This window comes from Candidatus Pelagibacter sp. uisw_138, from assembly GCF_059512485.2.
Genome location: NZ_CM183453.2, coordinates 861,579 through 883,464 on the forward strand (window position 1 = coordinate 861,579; position 21,886 = coordinate 883,464).

Sequence of the window (21,886 nt, forward strand, 5' to 3'; positions counted from 1 at the left end):
TATGATTAAAGCTTAATTTATAAAATCCTAAAAATTAAATATGAATAAAGAGAAAATTTTTACATTAGCTATTGAAAAACATAAAGATGGTAAACTAGACATAGCAAAAAATTTTTATAACGATGTATTAAAAATAGACCCATTTCATGAAAAAACACACAATAATCTTGGATCTATATTTCAAAGTCTGGGCAAATATCCAAAAGCAAAAAACTGTTTTCAAAAAGCAATTCGAATTGATCCAAATTATACAGATGCACATTTTAATCTTGGCATTGTCTTACATCAATTAGATGATCATCAACAAGCAAAAAATTGTTTTGAAAAAGTAATTGAGCTCAATCCAGGTTATGTAGGTGCTTATAGCAATCTTGGCAATGTACATAAAACCTTAAATGAACTTCAAAAAGCAAAAAATTGTTTTGAAAAAGTAATTGAATTAGAGCCAAATAATACCAATGCTCATCATAATCTTGGAGCTACACTTCTTTTATTGGGTGAGGATCAACATGCAAAAAAAAAATTTGAAAAAATAATTGAAATAAATTCAAATTATGCACCCGCATATTGGAATTTATACACATTATCTAAAAATATAGATGAGGCGCTAATGGCATTAAGTAAGTTTGATAAAATCCAAAATAATTTTATTCAATCTAAAATCATGACAAGTGCATTACAAGCTTATAAAGGAAATTTTGATAACTTTAATCATTTACTAGCTTCGGAAGACTCAAATCATGCTTATGTAAGATCAGTAAAATGGGTTTTTTCATTACCAAAATTGCCAAAAATTTTTTTTAATCGATGGGATTTTTTTAACGAAATTATCAAGCTAACCGAAAGCACAAGGCCTTTTTATGAATTTGGTGTTTGGAATGGTGTTTCTTTTAAACACTTAATCAAAACTTTTAAAAAAGGTTTTGGTTTTGACACATTTAGTGGACTTCCAGAATCTTGGGGTGATATAAAAAAAGATACATATAGTAGCTTTGGAGCAATCCCAAATATTGAAGGTGGGTTTTTTATTACTGGCAAATTCGAAGACACACTTCCAGAGTTTTTTTCTAAAGAAAGACCCTTAGCATCCTTAATAAATTTTGATGCAGATTTATACTCATCAACTTTTTGTGCTTTAAGTCATTCAAGGAGGGTTATTGATGATAAGACAGTTTTAGTTTTTGATGAATTTATGATGAATTCAAAATGGGAAGAAGATGAATATAAAGCATTAAATGATTTTTGTAAAAATTTCGGCTTTACATATGAAGTCTTAGCAATTTCATTTAGCTCTAAACAAGTAGCTGTAAAATTAACTAAACTTAACACGTAGTAAATTATTTATTCTCAATCTTTTGAAAATTTATTCAAAATAACCTGTTGAAAGTGATACTTATTTTAAGAAAGTTACAAAAGCTCCCAATAAAACTAATCCCGTAATAACTAAGCTATAAAAAAAGATTTTTTTTTTATTTTCATTTTTTTTATCCATTCGTACTCGGTTCAACAATTTATTGATGTCTACAATTCTCTTTTGATCAATATATTGTAATGGAATAGTTTTTTTTTGAACTTTTTTTTTACTGCTATGTTTTCTATCGTGAAAATAAGTTTTTTGCATAATATTATTTAACCACCAATTATTTAACTCGGCAACTAAAAATTATAAAAATCTAGCTTTTTTTCCTTTTAGAGGAGTGATTTCTAATAGTACTGGGAATTTTTGTTTAGCCACTTCAATATATAGGTCCATTTTTGAAAGTTCTTCATTTGAATGTGATGAACTTACATATCCAAAAGACAGGTTCTTTTTATAATTGAAGGAATAATTCCCAGATGTCGTTCTTCCTATAATCTTATCACCAAGATAAATTGGCTCTTCATGTAATAATAGAGGTGTGCCTGCCTTACTATCCTTAAGTGACAGCATAATAAATCTTCTATTCTGTTTTTGATCTTTTATTTTTAATAAACTTTCTTTACCAATAAAGTTGGTTTCTTTTTTATAGCTTATTGCAAAATTTAACCCTGCCTCGTATTGATTTTCTTCTGGAGAGATATCGTGACCCCAATGTAAAAATCCACTTTCCATTCGCATGGTATCCATAGCATGTGACCCACAATGAGATAAATCATGATTTTTTCCTTCTTTAACAATTAATTGATAAATTTCTTTAGCATCTTTATTCTCTACATAAAGTTCAAATCCTAATTCACCAACATAAGATAATCTTTGGGCCCAAACTTTTTTTGAACCAAGGGTTACAAATTTTCCATAACCAAATTTAAATGTTTCATTGCTAAAATCATCATTTGAAATTTTTGAAATTAAATTTCTACTTTTTGGTCCAAAAATTCCTAAACAAACTAGATCATCAGTAATATCCTTAAATTCTAAATTAGATAATAAATGTTTTAAAATATGCGCTTTATCGTGAGTTCTTGTTGCAGCAGAACTTATTATTCTAAAATGATTTTTATCAATACAAATAACTGTTAAGTCTGTTTCAATTCCTCCGGCCTTATTCAACATTTGTGTATATGTTGATCTACCTATTTCATTTTTAATGTTAGCTGTGCATATTTTTTGTAATTCACTATGTGCTTGCTCTCCTTTTATTTCATATTTTGAAAAGGGAGAGAGCTCATACAAGCCAACATTTGTAATTGTATTTTTTGTTTCAAATTCAACTGAAGGATACCAGTTTTGATAATCAAAACTGTATTTGTATTCTGCTTTTTCATTATTTTTTGCATACCACATAGGTCTTTCGTATTCACCGGATACACCAAAGCATGCTCCTTCTTTTTTTAATTCTTCGTGATAGGGTAATAGCCTTTGATTTCTTGACGTGTTATGCTGTTTATAAGGCCAGTGCATTCCATATAAATCACCAAGAGTTTCTGTTACCCTTTCCATAATAAATTTTTTAGATGAATGAAATTTTTGAAACCTTTTAATATCAAGTGAAAATAAGTCTTCATTCATATAACCGTTAATCATCCATTCAGCAGTAACTCTTCCAGCACCCCCAGAACTTGCAATACCAATACTATTAAATCCACAACACGCAAAAAGATTATTAATTTCTGGAGTTTCTCCTAAAAGATATTGAGTATCTGGTGTAAAAGATTCAGGTCCTGAAAAAAACTTCCTAATTCCAGCAGTTTCTAACATAGGTAATCTTTGAAATGATTTTTCCAAATAAGGTTCAAAATGATCAAAATCATCTGGAAATTCTCCAAATGAAAAGTCCTGTGGCACCACCCCTTTGTCTTTAAAGGCAGGTTTTGCATTGGGTTCAAATATTCCAACTAACATTTTCCCTGCATCTTCTTTTAAATAAAGACAGGAATTATAGTCTCTTAAAACTGGTAAGTTTTTAGGTAATTTATCTAATGGTTCTGTGATTATATAAAAGTGCTCATTTGGATATAACGGAACACTTACGCCAATATCTTCTCCAATTTGCCTCGACCACATTCCAGTTGCAATTACAACGTATTCACAATCAATTTTGCCAAATTTCGTTTGAACACCAACAATTTTTTTGTCTTTAACTAATATTTTTTCTACCGGAGTTTTCTCAAATATCTGGGCCCCTTCCATCTTTGCAGCTTTAGCTAATACATTAGTAACCCCTATAGGATCTGCCTGACCATCTTCTGGCATATAAACTCCACCTAAAATGTCATCATCATTTATAACAGGATAGAGTTCTTTTATTCTTTGTTTATTAACACTCTCAACATTAACATCAAATAATTGTGCAGCTGTTGCCTGTCTTAACAATTCTTGTAATCTTTCAGGTGTACTTGCAACTGTGATTGCTCCATTTTGTTTTAATCCAGTTGATAATCCAGTTTTTTTTTCTAATTCTTTATAAAGATTTAAAGAATACTTTCTAAGACGTGTAATGGTGGACGATGCTCCTAATTGACCAACAAGACCTGCTGCATGCCAAGTTGTTCCTGAAGTTAACTGATCTCTTTCTAATAATACCGTATCTTTCCATCCATATTTTGCGAGGTGATAAGCAACAGAACAGCCAGCAATACCGCCTCCTATAACTACTACTTTTGCTGATTTTGGTAATACGGCTGGCATTTATAATTTAACAGTATTAAAATTTTTAATTACAAACAACTAAATCTCAATGTTCAGCTCTAAACTTTGAGTGACAAGATTTACAGCTACTCCACATATACTTTCCAAGAGTTGCTCTCATATCTTCTGCTTCATCTATAGCTGTTGTTAGTTCAATCATATTGCTTGAAGCTTTTGTCATTAATAAATTAAATTCATCTTTATTTTCCCAAATAGAAGGCAAAGCTTCTGTTTTAAATCCTACTTTTGAATTTTCAGGAAAAAGATCTATTAATCTTTTATAATTGCCACTCATTTCTATCATTAGTTTTTTTGCTTCATCTATATCTCCATTAGAAGCAAGACTATTAACTCTTTTTGCAGTTTTATAATTTTTACTAAAAATAGATTTTCTTTCTTTAATAATCTCTTCCACAGTTTGTTCAGAAAAAGCACTAAAACTATAAAATAATATAAATATAAAAAATAAAGTATTTTTAATTGTTGTCATAATGTGTTTAATTTAAATATGTCTATATTAAATAACAAAACAAAATATGGATTACTTAGTAAATTATTCCATTGGCTAACTGCCGCAGGATTAATAGTTCAAATACCTTTGGGGTTTTATTTAGTAGATTTAGACTTTGATCAATCTAGGGTTGATATAGAAAATTATCATATATTATTTGGATTAATCGTGTTTTATGCAACCCTAATAAGGTTAATTTTTAAATTATTTACACCAACACCCAATTTTAAAGGTAGTACTTTTCTAGGGCAAAAATTTATAGCAAAATTAAATCACTTGATATTATATTTGGCTTTGTTGACGGTCACAGTCTCAGGTATCCTAAAAAAACTATTTAATGGTGAAAACTTAGTTATTTTTTTTAAAAAAATTAATTTAACTTATAATTATGAACTTTCTGAGCAATTTTATTCAATTCATATATTAGCAAATTATGCATTGATTGGATTAATTGCATTGCATATTTTAGCTGCACTGTTTCATAAATTTTTATTAAGAGAAAATATTTTAAAGAGAATTCTTTAAACTTTTGTAAATATTATACATTTGAGTTTATCATTAAATAAAATATTTTTTTTATATTTAAGATTAATCTCATTAATTCCATTAGAAATTTGAAGTGAGCTAAATTTTAATAAAGTGGATATATAACGCTGTTTTATCATCTTTAAATATATGCTTTTTTTAACATTCACTTTAAAATTAAATTTAGTGATGCTTTTTTTTATATTAAGTTGAAGTAGTTTTTTCCAAATAAGGGTATCTCTTTTAAACGACTGGTTAAGTTTTTGTTTCATTAACGAAAATGTAGGAATTTCATTATTTTTTGTATCTAAAGTTAAAATTAAAATGACCCCTCCCACTTCTAAACTGGCGTATGAATAGCTTAATATCTTTTTAATATCTGTTAAATTAAAAAAATGAATAGTTTGTTTAATCAATATTAAATTAAATTTCTTTTGATTATTTCTAAGGTATTTAATTGCATTTGTTTTTTTAAATATAATTCTTTTGTCAAAATCTTTATGATTTTCAATATCAAGTCCAATAGGCTTATTTATTAATTTGAGCTTAGAGGATAATGAGCCAATTATTTTACCACGACCACATCCAATATCTAAAATTTTTGAGTGTTTAGTTAATTTTTTTTGTTTTACCAAAAAATTATTGAAGGACTTAATATATTTTGTAGATGAAATCCAAGTTTTATTATCCCAATTTTTAATACTTAACATTTCTTAATTTAAAACATTTTAACTTATATTCAAATAAAGTATTAGTTATTGATGTTTGATAAATTACATATATTTCTTGGCGCAACTGTTGCGGATGCAGCAGCAAGACCTTTACATTGGGTCTATGACGAAAAAAAACTTAAATCTTATATTAAAGGAAAAAAGAATATTGCTTTCTTTAGGAAAAATAGATCTCCATTCTATTCTATTAAAACAGGCGAAGTTTCTGGATACAACGATGTAGGTCAGGTGATGTTTAAAACATTAACCAAGACAACTAATCATAAAGAAATCATTAAACTTTTTAAAAAGAATATCATCAAAAATTTTGGACCAGGTTCAAGGTACTGGAAAAACTTATCTTTAAGAAAAAAATATAAAAAGATTAAATGGAAAATAGCTATGAAAGGTCCATGGATTCATCAAAATATTTTAGAAACTATCAAAAATATTAAATTAAAAAAAACTATTACAGGTGGTACTAAGGTTAACGAGTCTGATGGGTATTGTGCGAGCCTACCCTTTTATTTTTCAAATAATTCTGACCATAAAACAAAACAAATTATAAGAACTGTTGCTAATGGCAAGATTAGCGAACAATTTGCTTTGGCAAAACTTAAGATTATTGATTTAGCCGATAAAGGAGACAAAGATCCAATTAATAGTTTTTTAAGAAAAAATATTAAAAACAAATATTTTAAAAATGTTATTGAAAACATCAAAAAAGTTAAAAAAATAAAGTCAAAACCACACAATTTTGTTGTAAAGAAATTTGGTAAAGCATGTAGTTATCCAGGTACTTTTAATGGTGCAATACATGCAATCATCACCTCTAAAAATTTTAAAACTGCAGTTATTAAAACAATTAAAGCTGGTGGATGTAATTGTTCTCGTGCTAATTTTGTTGGTGCTTATTTTGCAGCTTACAAAGGCATAAAAGGTATCCCTCAAGATTGGATTAAAAAAACAAATCCTGCTAAATCTATACTGAAGTTTATTGCTTAAATGCAAAACCCCTCAATTAAATACATTTTAAAATTATCTATTCCTATTTTTTTTGCAAATTTAGCCATTCCAATGGTTGGCATTATTGATACTGGTTTAATGGGTAATCTTGGCAATTTATCATACTTATCAGCAACTTCCGTTGCTGCTAATTTATTTTCTATGATTTTTTGGAGCTTTGGTTTTTTAAGAATGGGAACTGTTGGTTTAGTTTCACAAGCTTATGGTAAAGAAGATTACACAGAAATATTTAATATTGTTGTTCGAAATTTAGTTTTTGTTTTGCTAATTTCATTGATCTTAATTTTATTACAAAGTTATATATTCAATCTAAGTGTGGGTATCTTTAATTTATCAGACACTACTAAGCAATTTTATCAGGATTACTTTCAAATAAGAATTTATTCAGCGCCTGGTGAGTTAACACTTTACATTATAACTGGTTTATTTGTTGGATTACAAAAGACCAAAATCTCAAGTTTAGCCGTTGGTCTTTTTTCAATTCTAAATATAATTTTAAGTATTATTTTAGTTTCAAAATTTAATTTAAATATTAAAGGGGTTGCCTATGGGACTTTATTCTCAGCACTTTTAATATCCACAACTTTTCTAATTTATACATTTTGGTATTTAAATAAGATGTCTAAAATCAATATCAATATTAGTAAATTAATAGATCTTAATAAACTTAAAAACATTTTTAATATTAATCTAAACATATTTATTAGAACTATATTATTAACCTTTTCATTTTTTTGGTTTACTTATCTTGGCAGTCAGATTGGGGAAGACTATATTGCGGCAAATGCCATCTTGATTAACTTAGTTTTTTTGTCTGCTTTCATTCTTGATGCTTATGCATTTTCAACTGAGGGTATGGTTGGTTATTCCTTGGGTAAAAAAGATATAAATTTATTTAAAAAGATTGTTAAAAACTCTTTTATTTTAAGCGCACTTACTGGATTAATTATTTCAATAATTTATTTTTTTATTAACAAATACGTCATTACATTAATGTCTGATATTGAAAGTATTAGAAATCTAAGTTCGTCTTATGCTGTATGGCTTATACTTATGCCCTTCATTTCATCATTTTGTTATCAATTTGATGGAATATTTATTGGTGCATCACAAACAAAAGAACTTAGAAATGCGATGATTTTCTCAGTATTTTCTTATTTATTAATATCTTTATATTTAACAAAAATAATGGGCAATACTGGAATATGGATTTCCTTGTGTTTGTTCATGGTGTTAAGAGCATTATCTCTATTTTATTATTTAGACAAAATTTATTTAAGATTTGGTACTATTAAATAGATTCTACTATTCTCAATATAATGATAATGTATTCAAATGTTATTTCGTCAATTATTTGACAAGAGTTCAAGTACCTACACTTATTTAATTGCTTCCGCTAAAGGTAGGGAGGCTTTAATCATTGATCCTGTATTAGAAAATGTTGAAAGATATATACAGCTATTAAAAGAGTTAGATTTAAAATTAGTAAAAGTAATAGATACACACATACATGCAGATCATATCTCGGGGATTGCAGAACTAAGAGATCAAACAAATTGTGTAACAATTATGGGTGATAAAACACCAGCAGATGTTGTATCTATGCAAGTATCAGATGAAGAATTAATCAAAATTGATGGTCTAGAATTTAGAGCTTTATTCACACCAGGTCATACATCAGAAAGTTTTAGTTTCTTAATGAATGATAGGGTTTTTACTGGTGATACACTATTGATTAGAGGAACTGGAAGAACTGATTTTCAAAATGGTGATCCACGAGATTCTTATAATTCTATTTTTAATAAATTATTAAAATTACCTGATGAAACCTTGGTGTATCCAGCTCATGATTATAAAGGAGATACTGTAAGTACCATTTTAGAAGAAAAAAAATTTAACCCACGGCTGCAAGTAAAGTCAGTTAATGAATATATGAAAATTATGAATAATCTTAATTTACCTGACCCTAAATTAATGGATGTAGCAGTTCCTAATAATTTAAAACTTGGAATAGATCTTGATAAACAAAAAGTTAATAACGGAATTGAACCTAATGAGTTTAAAAATTGTTTATTAGAAAAAGATATAATTTTAATAGATCTTAGAGAGCAAAATGAACTAGATAAAATTGGAAAGATTAAAAATAGTACAAGAGTTTCTTTCCCAGAAATTAATGATTACTTAAATAAAAATAAAACTAAATTACAGAATAAGAAAATTTTGTTTTATTGTGCTATTGGTCAAAGATCTACTCTGGCAGTACAAATATCAAAGTCTTATCAATATAATAAATGCTTACATTTAATTGGTGGTCTAAAAAACTGGAAACAAGCTGGTTTAGAATTGATTAAATAAATTTAATTATGAATGTATTTATAATTTTATCATTACTTGTAATTGTAATTGGGATTATCCTATTAGTGGCTTCTCCATCAGTATTATTTAAATTAAACTGGAAAGAAAAAACAGGAAAAGACAAAATCCTCATGTTCTTGTTTTATGGTATTTTGGTTTATATAATAAATATAATTTTTTGGATCTTCAAATAATTATTAATAGGCTTTATTATTCGAGATTAAGATTTTATTAATTCGTAAATTTTAGCTTTATCCATTTGGCCAATGCTTCTCTGTACTTCTTTATTATTTTTATAAACAACAATAGTAGTCCAATAATCAATACCTAATTGTTTTGCTATATCTTTATCTTTGGTTTGCTCAAAACTCAAAAAAAGAACATTTTTAAATTCTTTTTCAGCTTGATCTAGAATTTTTATCTGTGCTTTACAAGTTGTACAAGTTTCATTCCAAGAATTAATAACAACTGTTTTTCCTTCAAGTTGAGCTTTTTGAAAAATTTCATTATTAAAAGTTGTGCTTTTATCGACCGCAAAAGCTTTAATTGTAAATAATGCAAAAATTATAATTAATATTTTTTTCATGTTTTAATCATATGTCTTAAAAGTTCGATTAACAAGAATATGATTTTATTTTATAACCCCAATCTTTTTTTGTCTTGAAATAATAATTAATCCACTAATAACAATTATTAAAGCTCCTATATAAGTATTAGTTAATGGCACCTCATCAAATAAAAAATATCCATATAATATTCCCCATAAAATAACTGAATATCTAAATGTTGATGTGACAGAAACTAGTGCGATTTTGATTGTTGCTATTGAAAAAATGTAGCCTAGGGATAGAAAAAAAGCAGCAATAAATAAAATAAATATATCCTTTAAACTAAAATCATAAAATTTATAAATACTTAACAAGCCAAAAAGAGCTGTAACAACAAAACAGGTCATAAATGCAATTTGTAGACTGGGATAATCTTTTTTAAAATTTTTTGTATACATGTCTCTAATCGAAAGCATAATTGCTGCAATTATAGGAAAGATAAAATAATAACTAGTCTCTAATTTTCCAGGATTAATTACCACCACCACACCAACAAAACCCAATAACACTGCACTCCATCTTCTCCATCTAACTTTTTCTCTTAAAAATATTGCACTAAATGCAGTTAATAAAATTGGTGCCATGCTTAATAAAATATAAACATTTGCAAAGGGTAATAGAGCAATACCAATGAAAAAAAATAAAGCTGCTAAGGATTCTAAAATGCCTCTCACTCTCAATTCATTCGAAGTAAAGATTAATTTAAAATTAAGTTCTTTCTTAATATAAAGAAATAATAAAATGAAAAGTAATGTAAAAATACCCCTAATAAAAATGATCTGGTTTAAAACAAATATCTCATCATAGTTTTCGTAAATAACTTTTACAAAAGCATCATTTGTTGCAAATGAGAATTGACATAAAAGCATGTAAAATATGCCAAGTAAATCGTTGCTAACTTTAAATTTATTAAACATGAGGGGTTTAATTATAAGTTTTTCTATTGGTAATATACAAAAATCAAAAACCAATAAGAAATAAGTCCCACAAATATTGTGGCAATAATACTTCGACTAAAATAACCAATAATTATTGCAAATATAGAAGCTAATATTTTTGGATTATTTTCAATATCTATTGCGCCTGCACTATCTAGAAATATTGGTGGAAAGATTATTGCAGGAAAAATTGCAGAAGGTACATAAGAAAGTATTTTTTTTGTCTTATCGTTTAATATGTCCTCTTTTAATAAAAAAATCATAGAAAACCTTGTTAGATAAGTAATAATTCCACAATAAATAATTGTCGACCAATGCATTAATTTTTCTTTAAAGTTATCAAGGTTAATAATGTAGCCACTAGTAAAGCAGCTATGGCTGCAACGATAATATATGCTTGAAATGGTATTGTATTGTAGCCAATAGTTGCAACAATGCCTGATACCAACATCACAATAATATTTTTAAATTTTCTAAAATCATTAATTAACAAGGCCAAAAAGGTTAAAGAAATAGTAAAACTTAAACCTAACTCTTCAGGTATAACTGATCCTAGAACAATACCTAACACTGTTGATATTTGCCAAACTATCCAACAGGTAAAGCCAGCACCTAATAAGTGGTAATGTTTAAATTCATTTTCTTTATTCTTCTTAAAATAAGTATTTGAGACAGCAAATGCTTGATCAATTAATACGTAAGACAAAATTATTTTCCACGTTAATTTTAAATGAGATAAATATTCTGAAAAAACTGCCCCATATAATAAGTGTCTAGAATTTACCGCACCAACAGAAGTTATTGCAACTAAAGATGAAGCTCCGCCTAAAAATAACTGAAGTAAAACTATTTGAGAGGCTCCACCAAAAATTATAATAGACATTCCAAATGTCATGTACGCTCCCAAACCTAATTCCATACCAATAACACCATAAATAATTCCAAATGGAACCACAGGTATCATTAAAGGACTTACGTCAATTATTCCTCTAGATAAGGTTTTTAATCTATCATTCATTTTAAGTTAAGTTTTGTATTAGAAACAAACTATATGATCAATATTAATTGGTCTCTTGATGCCAAATTTTTCATCTACTTGGTGCTGATGAATATGGTGAGAGTGTACAAATACAGGAATTAATTTATTACTCATAGTTTTAAGAGTATAGATAAAATTTGTTCCTCTAAATTTTCTATCAACTACTTCTAATTTTAAATTACTCTGATCGTCATGTTCCAGATCTTCTGGTTGTAATAAAAGTTGAACTTCAGATCCTTTTGGGTAATGTTTTATAAAATCACCAGTTATTGTACCTAAGTCAGCACTCTCTAAACTGTTTTCACCGGTAACTTTTGCTGGAATTAAAATTCCTCTATTCAAAAAGTTAACCACCTCTACAGAATTTGGAAAATGATAAACATTATACGGATCATCAAATTGTTTTAATTGTTCATCAAGAATTATCCCACATTTTGTACCCAAGTAAAAAGCTTCATACGAGTCATGTGTAACGATGATTGTTGTTATTTTTTGTTCAGTTAAAATTTGTTTCAACTTAACTTGAATTTCTTCTTTAAAACTTTGATCTACATTTGATAAAGGTTCATCTAATAATAATAAGTCTGGGTTAGATAATAAAGATCTGGCTAAAGAAGCTCTTTGCGCTTCACCAGAACTTATTTGATGTGGAAATTTATCAACTACATGATCAATATGTAGAAATTTAATTATCTCATTTATATTTAATCCTTTTTTCTTCTTTTTATTTCTCTCTGCACCAAATTTTATATTTTCTAAAACATTATAATGAGGGAAAAGTGAGTTATCTTGAAAGGCCATTGATATGTTTCTATCTTCAGGTTCCACATGGACATCTTTAGAGGAAAGTAATTTATTCTTTAATTTAATTTTTCCAGAATTAATTTTCTCTAAACCAGCAATCGTTCTAAGAATTGTAGTTTTACCAATTCCAGATGGACCCAATAAACAGATAATGTCTCCCTGATTTTCAATAGTTAATGAGACATTGCTTACTTTGTTTTGTGCACTAGCAGCAAATGTTACATTATCAATTTCTAGAAAATTTTTTGTCATAATTTTAGTCTTTAAGAATATATTTAGATGTAATTAATATAAAGAAACTTGCAATAATTATAAGAAATAATGATGGGGCTGCTGCGGCCTCTAATAAATCCTGAGAAGCATAGATATATGCCTTTGTTGCAAAAGTTTCAAAATTAAATGGTCTCATAATTAGCGTAATTGGTAACTCTTTAATGATTTCAATGGCTAACAAAATTCCTATCAGTAAAATTGAGTTTTTTAGATATGGGACATGTATATTTTTGAAAGTCTTGAATTTAGAATATCCAAGCAGATATGCGCCTTCATCAATGGAATAATTAATTTTTAAATATCCTGATTTAATTCCATTGCTTGCTAATGAATAAAATCTAATAAAATATACCAAAACTAGGCCAAGAATAGAGCCTATAAAAATTGGCTTTATACTTTTCATTTCAAATTGACCTAGAATACTGCTGTCAAACCATGAGATAAAGGTAATGAATGCTACCGCTAAAATAATCCCTGGTATTGCATATCCTGATATTGAAAATGTAGTTAGTGCTTCTAAAAATTTACTTTTAGAAACTCTATTCCCATAATTTGAAATAAAAGCTAAGGCAATTAACAAACAGCTAGATAAAATTACTAAAATTATAGTATTTGAAAATAAGTTAATTAAATCCAAATCAGCCAAATGTTTTGGAAAAATAATTGTCCAATAAAGCATTTGCAGAACAGGAAATAAAAAACTTATAGAAAAAACTAACATGCAAAAAGAAAATGCTAAAAATGATTTATATCCACTTAAATTGATAACTGATTTAGATTTAAATCCACCCTTAGAAGATGTGTGATACTGGGCTTTTTTTCTTGAAAAATTTTCCAAAATAAACAATCCAAGAATAAAAATTAATAGGTAAAATGATAATCTGTTAGCAAGAGTAAGATCATCAAAAGAAATCCAAGCATTATAAATTCCTGTAGTAAAAGTAGATATGCCAAAAAAAGATACAGATCCGAAATCTGATAAAGTTTCCATTGCAACTAACGACAGACCAGCAACGATAGCAGGTCTTGCGGAAGGGAGTATTATTTTAAAAAAAGATTTTTTTTTAGAAAAGCCAAGATTTTTTCCAAGTTCTATTAAATTTTGTGACTGATAGTGAAATGATGTTCTGGTTAAAACATAAACATAACCAAATAATGAAAATGATATTGAAATTATAGCACCAGTCATTCCATCAAATTTAGGAATATGAGAATTATAATTCCCTTCTCCAAATAAATTTTTTAAAATTGAAAAAGCTGTTCCATAATTTTCAAAAAAAGCAGTTAAGGAATACGCATAAATATACGCTGGAACAGCAAAAGATAAGATCAAAGACCATTTAAAGAAATTTACACCTGGAAAATTATAAAATGAAACTAAGTAAGCACATCCAACACCAATTATAAATGTTAAAAATAAAACACCTATTAAAAGTACTAAGGAATTATAAATGTAATCGTAAAGAAAAGTATTCTTTAAAATTAAACTATAGTTTCCGGTGGTTTCAAAAAAACTACTGAATACTGTTAGAATTGGAGCTGCCACTACTAAAGAAATAAGTAGAGATGCTGCATACCAAATATTTATTTTTCCAAATCCCATATTTTATATTACCTTAATAATTATTTTTAAGAAACTTCCCTTGTTAACAAGGGAAGTCAATACCAACTCTAAAACCAATTTGAGAGAGAGATTATAGAGCTAATTCTTAAAAATTTCTTATACGCTTTAAGTTTTCAGCTTTTATTGTTTAGATAGATATTCTATGCAGTTTTCAGGTGTTGTTTGTTCATATGGATCAGGATCACTTCCATCATTATTCATACCGTCTTCTTGCCACCATTTTTCAACTATTCCATCATTAATAATCGTACAATATCTCCAGCTTCTTTGGCCAAAACCAACATGCTTTTTGTCAACTAACATGCCCATTGCCCTTGTAAAATCAGCATTTCCATCTGGTAATACCTTAACTTTTCTCAATTTGTGTTGATCAGCCCAAGCATTCATAACAAAGCCATCATTAACACTAATGCAATAAACTTCATTAATACCTAAACTTAATAATTTATCATAATTTTCTTCAAATCCTGGTAATTGTTTTTCAGAACATACCGGTGTAAATGCGCCTGGTAATGAAAATAGTATTACCTTTTTATCTTTGAATATATCTTCAGTACTAACATCAACCCACTTTCCAATTTTTCTTGTTTTCAAAACTATGTTTGAACATTTTTTTCCTTCTATCATTCTATTCCTATTATTTTTTAAGTGTTTGTTTAATTGAACTACTTGCATTTGAATTTTTTAGTGCTCATAGTTAAATTAGGTAGGGTAAATACCTTTTGTAGAGCTATGAGCACAATCATTAAAAAGAAAATTATGTATTAAAAGAAGAGAGGATATGTGCAACCTCTTTATCTTTAATATCTGATAATTTTCTATTATTTATTTTTCTATTGATTTTTTCACACTCTGCTGCACATGGATCACAAGCCTTCAGAGATTGAGACCCATATATGTCAGTAGATTTATCTAAATCAATATTAAATAAATTCTTTTTCACTAACTTGTTATTTCCAACTTGCAGCCAACATACACTCTAGTGCTGTAGCTTGTTGTTTTCCATAATTAGCAACTTTAGTTTCTAAATCTTGATTGTATCCAAGACCCATTTGTTTAACTAATGCATGAGGTTCAACACCATCAATCATTGGATATTCAAATGTATTATTAACTATGTGTTCTTGCGCTTCTTTAGTTAATAAAAACTCAAGTAATTTTTTTGCATTATCAGCGTTAGGAGCACTTTTTAAAACACCGCCCCCACTAATATTCATGTGAGTTCCTCTATCTCCTTGGTTAGGAAAAAATGGTAAAACTTTTTTAGCAGCTGCTTGTTGTTCAGCACCTTTCTTTCCAGATAGCATCAAAGCATAGTAGTATGTGTTAGCTACTGCTAGATCAGCTTCACCTGCAGCTACAGCTAAAATTTGAGCTCTATCATTTCCTTTAGAGTCTCTAGCCATGTTAGCCACAACACCTTTTGCCCAAGAACAAGTTGCTGCTTTACCATTGTTTTTTACTAATGATGCAACAAGAGATTGGTTGTAGATATTGTTAGATTTTCTTATAACAACTCTACCTTTCCATTTTGGATCAGCAAGACCTTCGTAAGTCATACCGTTAAGCTCATTTGCATTTACTCTTTCAGGTGAGTAATACATAATTCTTGCTCTCTTAGCTATTCCAGTCCATTTAGCAGTTCTAAAGTTTGCCGGTACAGCAGCTTTGATTGCAGCAGTCATAGAATTTTGGAACATTCCTTTTGCAGCGAAAGCTCCTAATCTTCCTGCGTCAGCAGTAATATAAAGGTCAGCCTTTGAATCAGCACCTTCTTCAGTTATTCTTTTTTGAAGAGCTTTATCTTTACCAGATACAACGTTTACTTTAATTCCAGTTTTAGCTGTAAATTTTTCGTAAAGTTGAATATCTGAATCGTAATGTCTTGCACTGAATACATTAACTTCAGCAGCAAACGTCATGTTTGCAAATAAAGCCATAAAAAATGCAATAATTGTAAGTTTTTTCATCATTATTTCCCGTTTTTATTGGTTATTTAGTTTGGAATGCTTATTATTAGCATTGCGAATGATTATCAATCGCATCAATTGTCGCAGTTTGTAAAGCTTAATTAGGATAATATCTGAATAAGCAAATTACTTAAAAAAGACAGAGATATAACAAAAGCTGTAAAAAAATTACAATACATTAAAGTAACTGTGCGATTTCTAGTCCTTCTTTTTCTTACAAAGGGCTTATCATCAAGATCTGAAATATCTCTTTCACCAACAACTTTATAATCATAAGTCCAACGCCAAATAGAATTACCAAATCTTTTATCACTATTATTGTAATAAATAATCCAGGCAACAATATATCGATGAGAAATGTAGAAAATGATTAAAAGTATTCCACTTAAGATCATTTAAATATTAGAACACATTTAAAGTTTAAGTAAAGACTAATTAAAATTGTTCAGATTCTGTAGAGCCTGCCATAGCAGTTGTAGAGCTTTTTCCACTACTTATAGTGTTTGAAACTGCATCAAAGTAAGATGTCCCAACTTCTCTTTGGTGTTTAACACTTGTGTAACCATCCTTCTCTCTAGCAAACTCAAGCTCTTGGATTTTAGAATAAGCAGTCATACCTTCTGTTTTATATTTTTCCGCAAGTTCAAAAATTGCAATATTTTGAGTGTGAAATCCTGCAAGTGTAATAAATTGAAACTTATAACCCATCTCACTAATCTTTTGTTGGAATGTTGCAATCTCAGCATCTGATAAATGCTTTTTCCAATTGAACGAGGGAGAACAGTTGTAAGCTAATAATTTTCCAGGAAACTTTTCATGAATTGCATCTGCAAACTTTTTTGCTTCCTCAAGATTTGGTGTTGCAGTTTCACACCAGATTAAATCTGAATAAGGTGCGTAGGCTAAACCTCTTGAGATAGCCTGCTCAATTCCATGCTTAACATAATAAAAACCCTCTGGAGATCTTTCACCTGTTAAAAAAGGTTTATCATTTTCATCAAAGTCATTGGTAATCAGTTTTGCAGCATTAGCATCAGTTCTTGCTAAAATTATCAAAGGTACATCTGCAATATCGGCAGCAAGTCTTGCAGCTTTTAAATTTTTAATCATAGTACCAGTTGGAACTAAAACTTTTCCACCCATGTGACCACATTTTTTTTCACTAGCTAATTGATCTTCAAAGTGAACTCCAGCAGCTCCTGCTTTAATAAATTTTTTTGTTAATTCAAAAACATTTAACGGACCACCAAATCCTGCTTCACCATCTGCAATAATTGGTAGCATATAATCTGTTCTATCTTTTGATTGCATATCACCATCTTGTAATTCCATATGTTGAATTTGATCTGCTCTTATTAAAGCATTGTTCATCGACTCAACTAATTTTGGAGCACTATCATATGGGTATAGAGATTGATCGGGATACATTTCACCAGCAGTGTTTGCATCAGCTGCTACTTGCCATCCACTTAAATAAATTGCTTTTAATCCAGCTTTAGCATGTTGAATAGCGTGATTTCCAGAAAGTGAACCCAATGTATTAATATAATTTTCTGAATTTAACAGATCCCATAATTTTTTAGATTGATGTTTACACATCGAATATTCAATTTTGATAGAACCTCTTAATCGTTCTACTTCTTCTGGAGTGTAATCTTTTTTAATTCCTAAGAATCTTTTTAAATCGTATGAAACTTTAGCTTCTGAGCTCATAGGTAGGTCTTTCTACATTATGTATTAAGAAAATTAAATCGTGTATAAATTAACAGTAAGAGGACTTATTTTTTTTCACTAAATTCTTGAGTGAATTCATTCATCCCACTAGAACCCCAATCACAATGATCGTCTCTTAGGTAAATACCTGATTGACTGAATTGATTCTGATTGTTGTTATCGTTAATTTCTCTTTGATTTTTTTGGTTTTTATTTATGTTTTTATCATTCATGTAAACTTTATAATTTACAAAATTTACAAAATCTAATAAAATCGTTAAAAACCTTGTAAAACAAAGAAACTTATTGTAAATTTAAATTTACAAAATTTACAAATAGAGCTTATGAGTCAAATTGATTTAAAAATTGGTCCAAAAATAAAGGCTTTTAGAAGACAGTTAGGACTGCAAGCTAACAAACTTTCAGAAGAACTGGGTATTTCTCCAAGCTATTTAAACTTAATTGAAAGTGGAAAAAGAAAAATAGATGGAGATTTATTACTTAAGGTTTGTGAAAAATTAAATATCCAACTCTCAGACTTAACATCAAAATCAGATGTTAATTTAGAAAATACTATTTCAGAAATTCTAGATGATAAATTATTTGAAGACCTGGATATTCTTGGTCCTGAAGTTAAAGACCTTGTCGGAACAAACCCAAAGATAGGTAGGGCCCTTGTTAGGTTGGGAGATATTCTTAAAAAGAAAGATCACGAACTAATTAATAAAATAGAAAAAATATCAGGTAAGATAGTTGATAATAGAAAAAACTCTTTTCCAGGAGAGGTAATATCTGACTTCCTTCAAGAACATAAAAACTATTTTCCAAAATTAGAAGAGTTTGCAAATAAAGTTTTTGATAAAATTCAAAAAAATAATAGAACTCGATATATTGCCTTATGTGAATATTTAAATAAAGAATATTCAATTACAGTTAAAGATATTTTACCAGAAGAAGGAAAACCTTTTTCTAAGATTTATAATAAAAATAAAAAAGAACTTCTATTAAGCGATTATAGTTCTTTGGAAACAAAGAAGCTTCATGCAGCAGCTCAGATTGCACAAGAAGGTGCAATGAAAGATATTGATAATTATCTATCTAAATTTTCTTTTCCTTCAGAAGAGTCTGAAAAGTTAACTAAGGTTGCTTTATTAAATTATTGTGGTGCAGCAATTTTAATGCCCTACAAACCTTTTCATGCTGAATGTAAAAAATTAAAATATGACTTAGAGTTATTACAAAATACATTTGCAACTTCCTTTGAACAAGTTGCTCACCGTGTAACATGCTTACAAGATCCAAAATTACCTGGAATTCCTTTTCACATGCTAAGAGTTGACATGGCAGGAAATATCTCAAAAAGATTTTCATTATCAGGAATTGATATACCAAGATATGGCGGTGCATGTCCTAGATGGAATGTTTATTCAGCATTCACGCGACCTGGTGTAATTCAAGCAGCTGTTAGTAAAATGACCAATGGTGAAAAATATGTTTGTATTGCAAGAACAGTTGAAAAAGGTGTAGGACGTTTTGGTCAATCAAAAAGTATATTATCAATTGGTCTTGGTTGTGATGCAAAATACGCAAAAGACTTTGTGTACACTGAAAATATTAATGTTAGTGACAAAACGACTGAAATACCTATCGGTGTATCTTGCAGAACTTGTGATAGATTAGATTGTCCACAAAGAGCTTTTCCACCTTTACATAAAAAATTTGATGTGGATATTAATTCTAGAGGTGTTTCAGTTTATGTAAATGATAATTCTAATTAACTAAGACTTCCAATCACCAATTTTACTAAACAAAAAGTTCCTAAAAGCAGTAATTCTTGCAGTGTTCTTAAGTGATTGAGGGTAGACAAAGTGAGCCTCTGTTATGGGCCCTTCTGAATTAGGAAGTACTTTTATTACATTGTTTGAATTTGAAACTAAATATTCAGGAAGTGCTGCTAGACCTACACCAGCTTCAACGGCTAAAAGTAAACCCATAACACTATTAACTTTCATTACTGGTTTTCTTTTTTTAGCATCTTTAATTCCAAGTTTTAAAGCCCAATCTGGATCGTAGACAGGAGATGGTGCTCCTTTACCAAATGAAATGAATTTATGTTTATTTAGGTCTGTGATTGTTTTTGGCATCCCATATTTTTCTAAATATTTATTAGATCCATAAATATAGTATTTAATATCTACTAATTTTTTTTGAATATAGTTAAGCTGCTTAGGTCTTCTCATAAAAATACCTATATCTGCCTGTCTAGTACTTAAGTCTAATTCCTTATCATCAAAAATTAATTCAATTTCAATTTCTGGATTTAAAGTCATAAACTCTTGAATACGAGGTGTTAGCCAGTGAGTACCAAAACTTCTAACAGTTGTAATTGTTAGTTTACCAGTTGGTTTATTTTTTTGATCTCCCAGTGTAGATTCAACCTCTTTTAGTTTGCTGATTACATCGTGAGCTGTCTTAAATAAATATTCACCATTTTCAGTTAAAGTAAGACCTCTTGCGTGTCTCTCGAAGAGTTGTACTTTAAGATCCAGTTCTAATGATTGAATTTGTCTGCTTATTGCAGACTGACTTAAGTTTAAGTTTATTGTTGCATTAGTAAAGCTGCCTGCTTCTGCAACTGCATGGAATATTTTTAATTTATCCCAATCCATCTATTTATTTAAATCTACCAAAACTCTTCCTGAAATTTCACCCTTTAAAATTTTTGGATATGTTTCTAATAATTCGTCTAAACTTACTGTTAAGATTGATTTTTCAAGAACTTCAAAATCAACAAGCTTTGCTGCTTCTGCCCAAATAAATTCTCTTCTTTTAATACTACAATTTGCTGAATCCATTCCCCAAACTTTAATTCCCCTTAGCATGAATGGTAATAAATTTGTATTTAGTTCATTACTATTTGCATTACCACAAACAGCTATAATTCCATTTGATCTAGTTTGAGCTATTGCATTAGCTAAAATTTTACCTCCTACGGTATCAACAACACCATCCCACAATCCTTTATCAATAGGTCTTGGATCTTTGTCAAAATCAGCTCTATTAACAACATTTTTTGCTCCTAACGATTTTAAATAATCTGTTTTAGAATCTTTTCCTGTAACAGCTGTTACATTGTATCCTAATTTAGTAAGAGCCATTACCGCTACACTTCCTACCCCACCAGTAGCTCCAGTAACTAATACATCATTTACTTTATCGCCTAATAAAATTTCTTCTCTAGCTTGAATAGCAAAAGCACTCATTAAAGATGTAAAACCAGCTGTTCCCAACATCATAGCCTGTTTGCTAGTTAGGTTTGAAGGTCTCTTAACTAAAAAATCAGCATTAACTTTTGCTATCTGAGAGTATCCACCAAAAAAAGCTTCTCCAACTCTCCATCCAGTTAAAATTATTTCATCACCAGTTTTAAATTTTTGATTTTCACTTTCAAGAACGGTACCAGAAAAATCTATGCCTGGAATATGTGGAAATTCTTTAACAAGACGACCACCATTTTTCAGAATCATTCCATCTTTATAGTTTAAATCTGAATAATCTACTTTTACAGTAACATCACCATGCTTTAAAAATGATTTATCTATTGACTTTACTTCTCGGGTAAAATTTTCACCTTCTTGATTAATAATTAGTGCTTTAAAATTATCTGACATGTTATTTCCTC

The 21,886-nt window shown here is 28.8% G+C and carries 24 protein-coding genes; 6 read left to right on the forward strand and 18 right to left on the reverse strand.

Annotation, left to right across the window (positions count from 1 at the left end; genetic code table 11):
- Positions 1–40 precede the first annotated feature (40 nt).
- Positions 41–1,333 (forward strand): tetratricopeptide repeat protein, encoded by a 1,293-nt coding sequence (locus tag AC5YGC_RS04665; protein ID WP_496139094.1) that lies wholly within the window; start codon positions 41–43, stop codon positions 1,331–1,333.
- Positions 1,334–1,393: 60 nt separating this feature from the next.
- On the opposite strand, the gene AC5YGC_RS04670 is transcribed toward AC5YGC_RS04665, so the two are convergent.
- The 3 genes from AC5YGC_RS04670 to AC5YGC_RS04680 are packed head-to-tail and all read right to left on the reverse strand — an operon-like array spanning position 1,394 to position 4,598.
- On the reverse strand, positions 1,394–1,621 hold the full coding sequence (locus tag AC5YGC_RS04670) for a hypothetical protein (protein WP_496139095.1): 228 nt from the start codon (positions 1,619–1,621) through the stop codon (positions 1,394–1,396).
- A 42-nt stretch (positions 1,622–1,663) separates the two neighbouring features.
- The gene (locus AC5YGC_RS04675; protein ID WP_496139096.1) at positions 1,664–4,108 is read right to left on the reverse strand and encodes an FAD-dependent oxidoreductase; all 2,445 of its coding nucleotides are present in this window, start codon (positions 4,106–4,108) and stop codon (positions 1,664–1,666) included.
- A 46-nt stretch (positions 4,109–4,154) separates the two neighbouring features.
- Positions 4,155–4,598 carry a cytochrome c gene (locus AC5YGC_RS04680; RefSeq protein ID WP_496139097.1) on the reverse strand — a complete coding sequence of 148 codons (444 nt, stop codon included), beginning with the start codon at positions 4,596–4,598 and terminating at the stop codon, positions 4,155–4,157.
- An 18-nt stretch (positions 4,599–4,616) separates the two neighbouring features.
- On the opposite strand from AC5YGC_RS04680, the gene AC5YGC_RS04685 reads away from it, so the two are divergent.
- A complete protein-coding gene (locus AC5YGC_RS04685; RefSeq protein ID WP_496139098.1) occupies positions 4,617–5,144 on the forward strand; it encodes a cytochrome b/b6 domain-containing protein in 528 nt (175 codons plus the stop codon).
- On the opposite strand, the gene AC5YGC_RS04690 is transcribed toward AC5YGC_RS04685, so the two are convergent.
- Positions 5,141–5,854 (reverse strand): class I SAM-dependent methyltransferase, encoded by a 714-nt coding sequence (locus AC5YGC_RS04690; RefSeq protein ID WP_496139099.1) that lies wholly within the window; start codon positions 5,852–5,854, stop codon positions 5,141–5,143. The two genes, AC5YGC_RS04685 and AC5YGC_RS04690, sit on opposite strands and share 4 nt — an antisense overlap.
- A gap of 51 nt (positions 5,855–5,905) precedes the next feature.
- Between AC5YGC_RS04690 and AC5YGC_RS04695 the strand changes: the two genes are divergently transcribed.
- Genes AC5YGC_RS04695 through AC5YGC_RS04705 form a run of 3 tightly spaced genes read left to right on the forward strand, consistent with a single transcriptional unit; the run spans position 5,906 to position 9,235 of the window.
- The gene (locus tag AC5YGC_RS04695) at positions 5,906–6,859 is read left to right on the forward strand and encodes an ADP-ribosylglycohydrolase family protein (RefSeq protein WP_496139100.1); all 954 of its coding nucleotides are present in this window, start codon (positions 5,906–5,908) and stop codon (positions 6,857–6,859) included.
- Positions 6,860–8,179 carry an MATE family efflux transporter gene (locus tag AC5YGC_RS04700; protein WP_496139101.1) on the forward strand — a complete coding sequence of 440 codons (1,320 nt, stop codon included), beginning with the start codon at positions 6,860–6,862 and terminating at the stop codon, positions 8,177–8,179.
- Between the two features lie 36 nt (positions 8,180–8,215).
- Positions 8,216–9,235, forward strand: a complete 1,020-nt coding sequence (locus tag AC5YGC_RS04705) for an MBL fold metallo-hydrolase (RefSeq protein ID WP_496139102.1) — start codon at positions 8,216–8,218, stop codon at positions 9,233–9,235.
- Positions 9,236–9,455: 220 nt separating this feature from the next.
- Here the strand turns inward: AC5YGC_RS04705 and AC5YGC_RS04710 are convergent, their stop codons facing one another.
- From AC5YGC_RS04710 to AC5YGC_RS04765, 12 genes are all read right to left on the reverse strand, one after another.
- Positions 9,456–9,821, reverse strand: coding sequence for a TlpA family protein disulfide reductase (locus AC5YGC_RS04710; protein WP_415285873.1), 366 nt, complete (start codon positions 9,819–9,821; stop codon positions 9,456–9,458).
- 45 nt (positions 9,822–9,866) lie between these two features.
- Positions 9,867–10,760 (reverse strand): EamA family transporter, encoded by an 894-nt coding sequence (locus tag AC5YGC_RS04715; protein ID WP_496139103.1) that lies wholly within the window; start codon positions 10,758–10,760, stop codon positions 9,867–9,869.
- 23 nt (positions 10,761–10,783) lie between these two features.
- Positions 10,784–11,101: an AzlD domain-containing protein gene (locus AC5YGC_RS04720; protein WP_271492942.1), complete on the reverse strand. Its 318-nt coding sequence runs from the start codon at positions 11,099–11,101 to the stop codon at positions 10,784–10,786.
- On the reverse strand, positions 11,101–11,799 hold the full coding sequence (locus AC5YGC_RS04725; RefSeq protein WP_496139104.1) for an AzlC family ABC transporter permease: 699 nt from the start codon (positions 11,797–11,799) through the stop codon (positions 11,101–11,103). The genes AC5YGC_RS04720 and AC5YGC_RS04725 overlap by 1 nt, the downstream gene beginning before the upstream one ends.
- 18 nt (positions 11,800–11,817) lie before the next feature.
- Complete coding sequence (locus tag AC5YGC_RS04730) at positions 11,818–12,876, reverse strand: ATP-binding cassette domain-containing protein (RefSeq protein WP_496139105.1); 1,059 nt, start codon at positions 12,874–12,876, stop codon at positions 11,818–11,820.
- Positions 12,877–12,880: 4 nt separating this feature from the next.
- On the reverse strand, positions 12,881–14,500 hold the full coding sequence (locus AC5YGC_RS04735; protein WP_496139106.1) for an ABC transporter permease subunit: 1,620 nt from the start codon (positions 14,498–14,500) through the stop codon (positions 12,881–12,883).
- Between the two features lie 141 nt (positions 14,501–14,641).
- Positions 14,642–15,148 carry a redoxin family protein gene (locus AC5YGC_RS04740; protein WP_496139107.1) on the reverse strand — a complete coding sequence of 169 codons (507 nt, stop codon included), beginning with the start codon at positions 15,146–15,148 and terminating at the stop codon, positions 14,642–14,644.
- Positions 15,149–15,278: 130 nt separating this feature from the next.
- Positions 15,279–15,464, reverse strand: coding sequence for a hypothetical protein (locus AC5YGC_RS04745; RefSeq protein ID WP_496139108.1), 186 nt, complete (start codon positions 15,462–15,464; stop codon positions 15,279–15,281).
- A gap of 7 nt (positions 15,465–15,471) precedes the next feature.
- Complete coding sequence (locus AC5YGC_RS04750; RefSeq protein ID WP_496139109.1) at positions 15,472–16,491, reverse strand: extracellular solute-binding protein; 1,020 nt, start codon at positions 16,489–16,491, stop codon at positions 15,472–15,474.
- A 101-nt stretch (positions 16,492–16,592) separates the two neighbouring features.
- Entirely contained in the window at positions 16,593–16,886 is a 294-nt protein-coding gene (locus tag AC5YGC_RS04755) for a hypothetical protein (RefSeq protein ID WP_496139110.1), read from the reverse strand.
- A 40-nt stretch (positions 16,887–16,926) separates the two neighbouring features.
- Entirely contained in the window at positions 16,927–18,204 is a 1,278-nt protein-coding gene (aceA, locus tag AC5YGC_RS04760; protein ID WP_496139111.1) for an isocitrate lyase, read from the reverse strand.
- A gap of 65 nt (positions 18,205–18,269) precedes the next feature.
- Complete coding sequence (locus tag AC5YGC_RS04765) at positions 18,270–18,437, reverse strand: hypothetical protein (RefSeq protein ID WP_496139112.1); 168 nt, start codon at positions 18,435–18,437, stop codon at positions 18,270–18,272.
- 111 nt (positions 18,438–18,548) lie between these two features.
- On the opposite strand from AC5YGC_RS04765, the gene AC5YGC_RS04770 reads away from it, so the two are divergent.
- Positions 18,549–19,982, forward strand: coding sequence for a helix-turn-helix domain-containing protein (locus AC5YGC_RS04770; protein WP_415277839.1), 1,434 nt, complete (start codon positions 18,549–18,551; stop codon positions 19,980–19,982).
- On the opposite strand, the gene AC5YGC_RS04775 is transcribed toward AC5YGC_RS04770, so the two are convergent.
- Together AC5YGC_RS04775 and AC5YGC_RS04780 are read right to left on the reverse strand one after the other, a co-directional pair.
- Positions 19,983–20,873, reverse strand: a complete 891-nt coding sequence (locus AC5YGC_RS04775) for a LysR family transcriptional regulator (RefSeq protein ID WP_415277840.1) — start codon at positions 20,871–20,873, stop codon at positions 19,983–19,985.
- Positions 20,874–21,875: an acrylyl-CoA reductase family protein gene (locus AC5YGC_RS04780; protein ID WP_496139113.1), complete on the reverse strand. Its 1,002-nt coding sequence runs from the start codon at positions 21,873–21,875 to the stop codon at positions 20,874–20,876.
- Positions 21,876–21,886: the final 11 nt, after the last annotated feature.

Excerpts from the sequence above, each read along its gene's own strand:
- AC5YGC_RS04685 (WP_496139098.1), top strand. The coding sequence starts at position 4,617 with ATGTCTATATTAAATAACAAAACAAAATATGGATTACTTAGTAAATTA.
- AC5YGC_RS04710 (WP_415285873.1), bottom strand. The coding sequence starts at position 9,821 with ATGAAAAAAATATTAATTATAATTTTTGCATTATTTACAATTAAAGCT.
- AC5YGC_RS04735 (WP_496139106.1), bottom strand. The coding sequence starts at position 14,500 with ATGGGATTTGGAAAAATAAATATTTGGTATGCAGCATCTCTACTTATT.
- AC5YGC_RS04755 (WP_496139110.1), bottom strand. The coding sequence starts at position 16,886 with ATGATCTTAAGTGGAATACTTTTAATCATTTTCTACATTTCTCATCGA.
- AC5YGC_RS04780 (WP_496139113.1), bottom strand. The coding sequence starts at position 21,875 with ATGTCAGATAATTTTAAAGCACTAATTATTAATCAAGAAGGTGAAAAT.
- AC5YGC_RS04700 (WP_496139101.1), top strand. The coding sequence starts at position 6,860 with ATGCAAAACCCCTCAATTAAATACATTTTAAAATTATCTATTCCTATT.
- AC5YGC_RS04740 (WP_496139107.1), bottom strand. The coding sequence starts at position 15,148 with ATGATAGAAGGAAAAAAATGTTCAAACATAGTTTTGAAAACAAGAAAA.
- AC5YGC_RS04695 (WP_496139100.1), top strand. The coding sequence starts at position 5,906 with ATGTTTGATAAATTACATATATTTCTTGGCGCAACTGTTGCGGATGCA.
- AC5YGC_RS04720 (WP_271492942.1), bottom strand. The coding sequence starts at position 11,101 with ATGCATTGGTCGACAATTATTTATTGTGGAATTATTACTTATCTAACA.
- aceA (WP_496139111.1), bottom strand. The coding sequence starts at position 18,204 with ATGAGCTCAGAAGCTAAAGTTTCATACGATTTAAAAAGATTCTTAGGA.
- AC5YGC_RS04770 (WP_415277839.1), top strand. The coding sequence starts at position 18,549 with ATGAGTCAAATTGATTTAAAAATTGGTCCAAAAATAAAGGCTTTTAGA.
- AC5YGC_RS04690 (WP_496139099.1), bottom strand. The coding sequence starts at position 5,854 with ATGTTAAGTATTAAAAATTGGGATAATAAAACTTGGATTTCATCTACA.
- AC5YGC_RS04665 (WP_496139094.1), top strand. The coding sequence starts at position 41 with ATGAATAAAGAGAAAATTTTTACATTAGCTATTGAAAAACATAAAGAT.
- AC5YGC_RS04765 (WP_496139112.1), bottom strand. The coding sequence starts at position 18,437 with ATGAATGATAAAAACATAAATAAAAACCAAAAAAATCAAAGAGAAATT.
- AC5YGC_RS04680 (WP_496139097.1), bottom strand. The coding sequence starts at position 4,598 with ATGACAACAATTAAAAATACTTTATTTTTTATATTTATATTATTTTAT.
- AC5YGC_RS04750 (WP_496139109.1), bottom strand. The coding sequence starts at position 16,491 with ATGAAAAAACTTACAATTATTGCATTTTTTATGGCTTTATTTGCAAAC.
- AC5YGC_RS04705 (WP_496139102.1), top strand. The coding sequence starts at position 8,216 with ATGTTATTTCGTCAATTATTTGACAAGAGTTCAAGTACCTACACTTAT.
- AC5YGC_RS04670 (WP_496139095.1), bottom strand. The coding sequence starts at position 1,621 with ATGCAAAAAACTTATTTTCACGATAGAAAACATAGCAGTAAAAAAAAA.
- AC5YGC_RS04730 (WP_496139105.1), bottom strand. The coding sequence starts at position 12,876 with ATGACAAAAAATTTTCTAGAAATTGATAATGTAACATTTGCTGCTAGT.
- AC5YGC_RS04715 (WP_496139103.1), bottom strand. The coding sequence starts at position 10,760 with ATGTTTAATAAATTTAAAGTTAGCAACGATTTACTTGGCATATTTTAC.
- AC5YGC_RS04725 (WP_496139104.1), bottom strand. The coding sequence starts at position 11,799 with ATGAATGATAGATTAAAAACCTTATCTAGAGGAATAATTGACGTAAGT.
- AC5YGC_RS04675 (WP_496139096.1), bottom strand. The coding sequence starts at position 4,108 with ATGCCAGCCGTATTACCAAAATCAGCAAAAGTAGTAGTTATAGGAGGC.
- AC5YGC_RS04775 (WP_415277840.1), bottom strand. The coding sequence starts at position 20,873 with ATGGATTGGGATAAATTAAAAATATTCCATGCAGTTGCAGAAGCAGGC.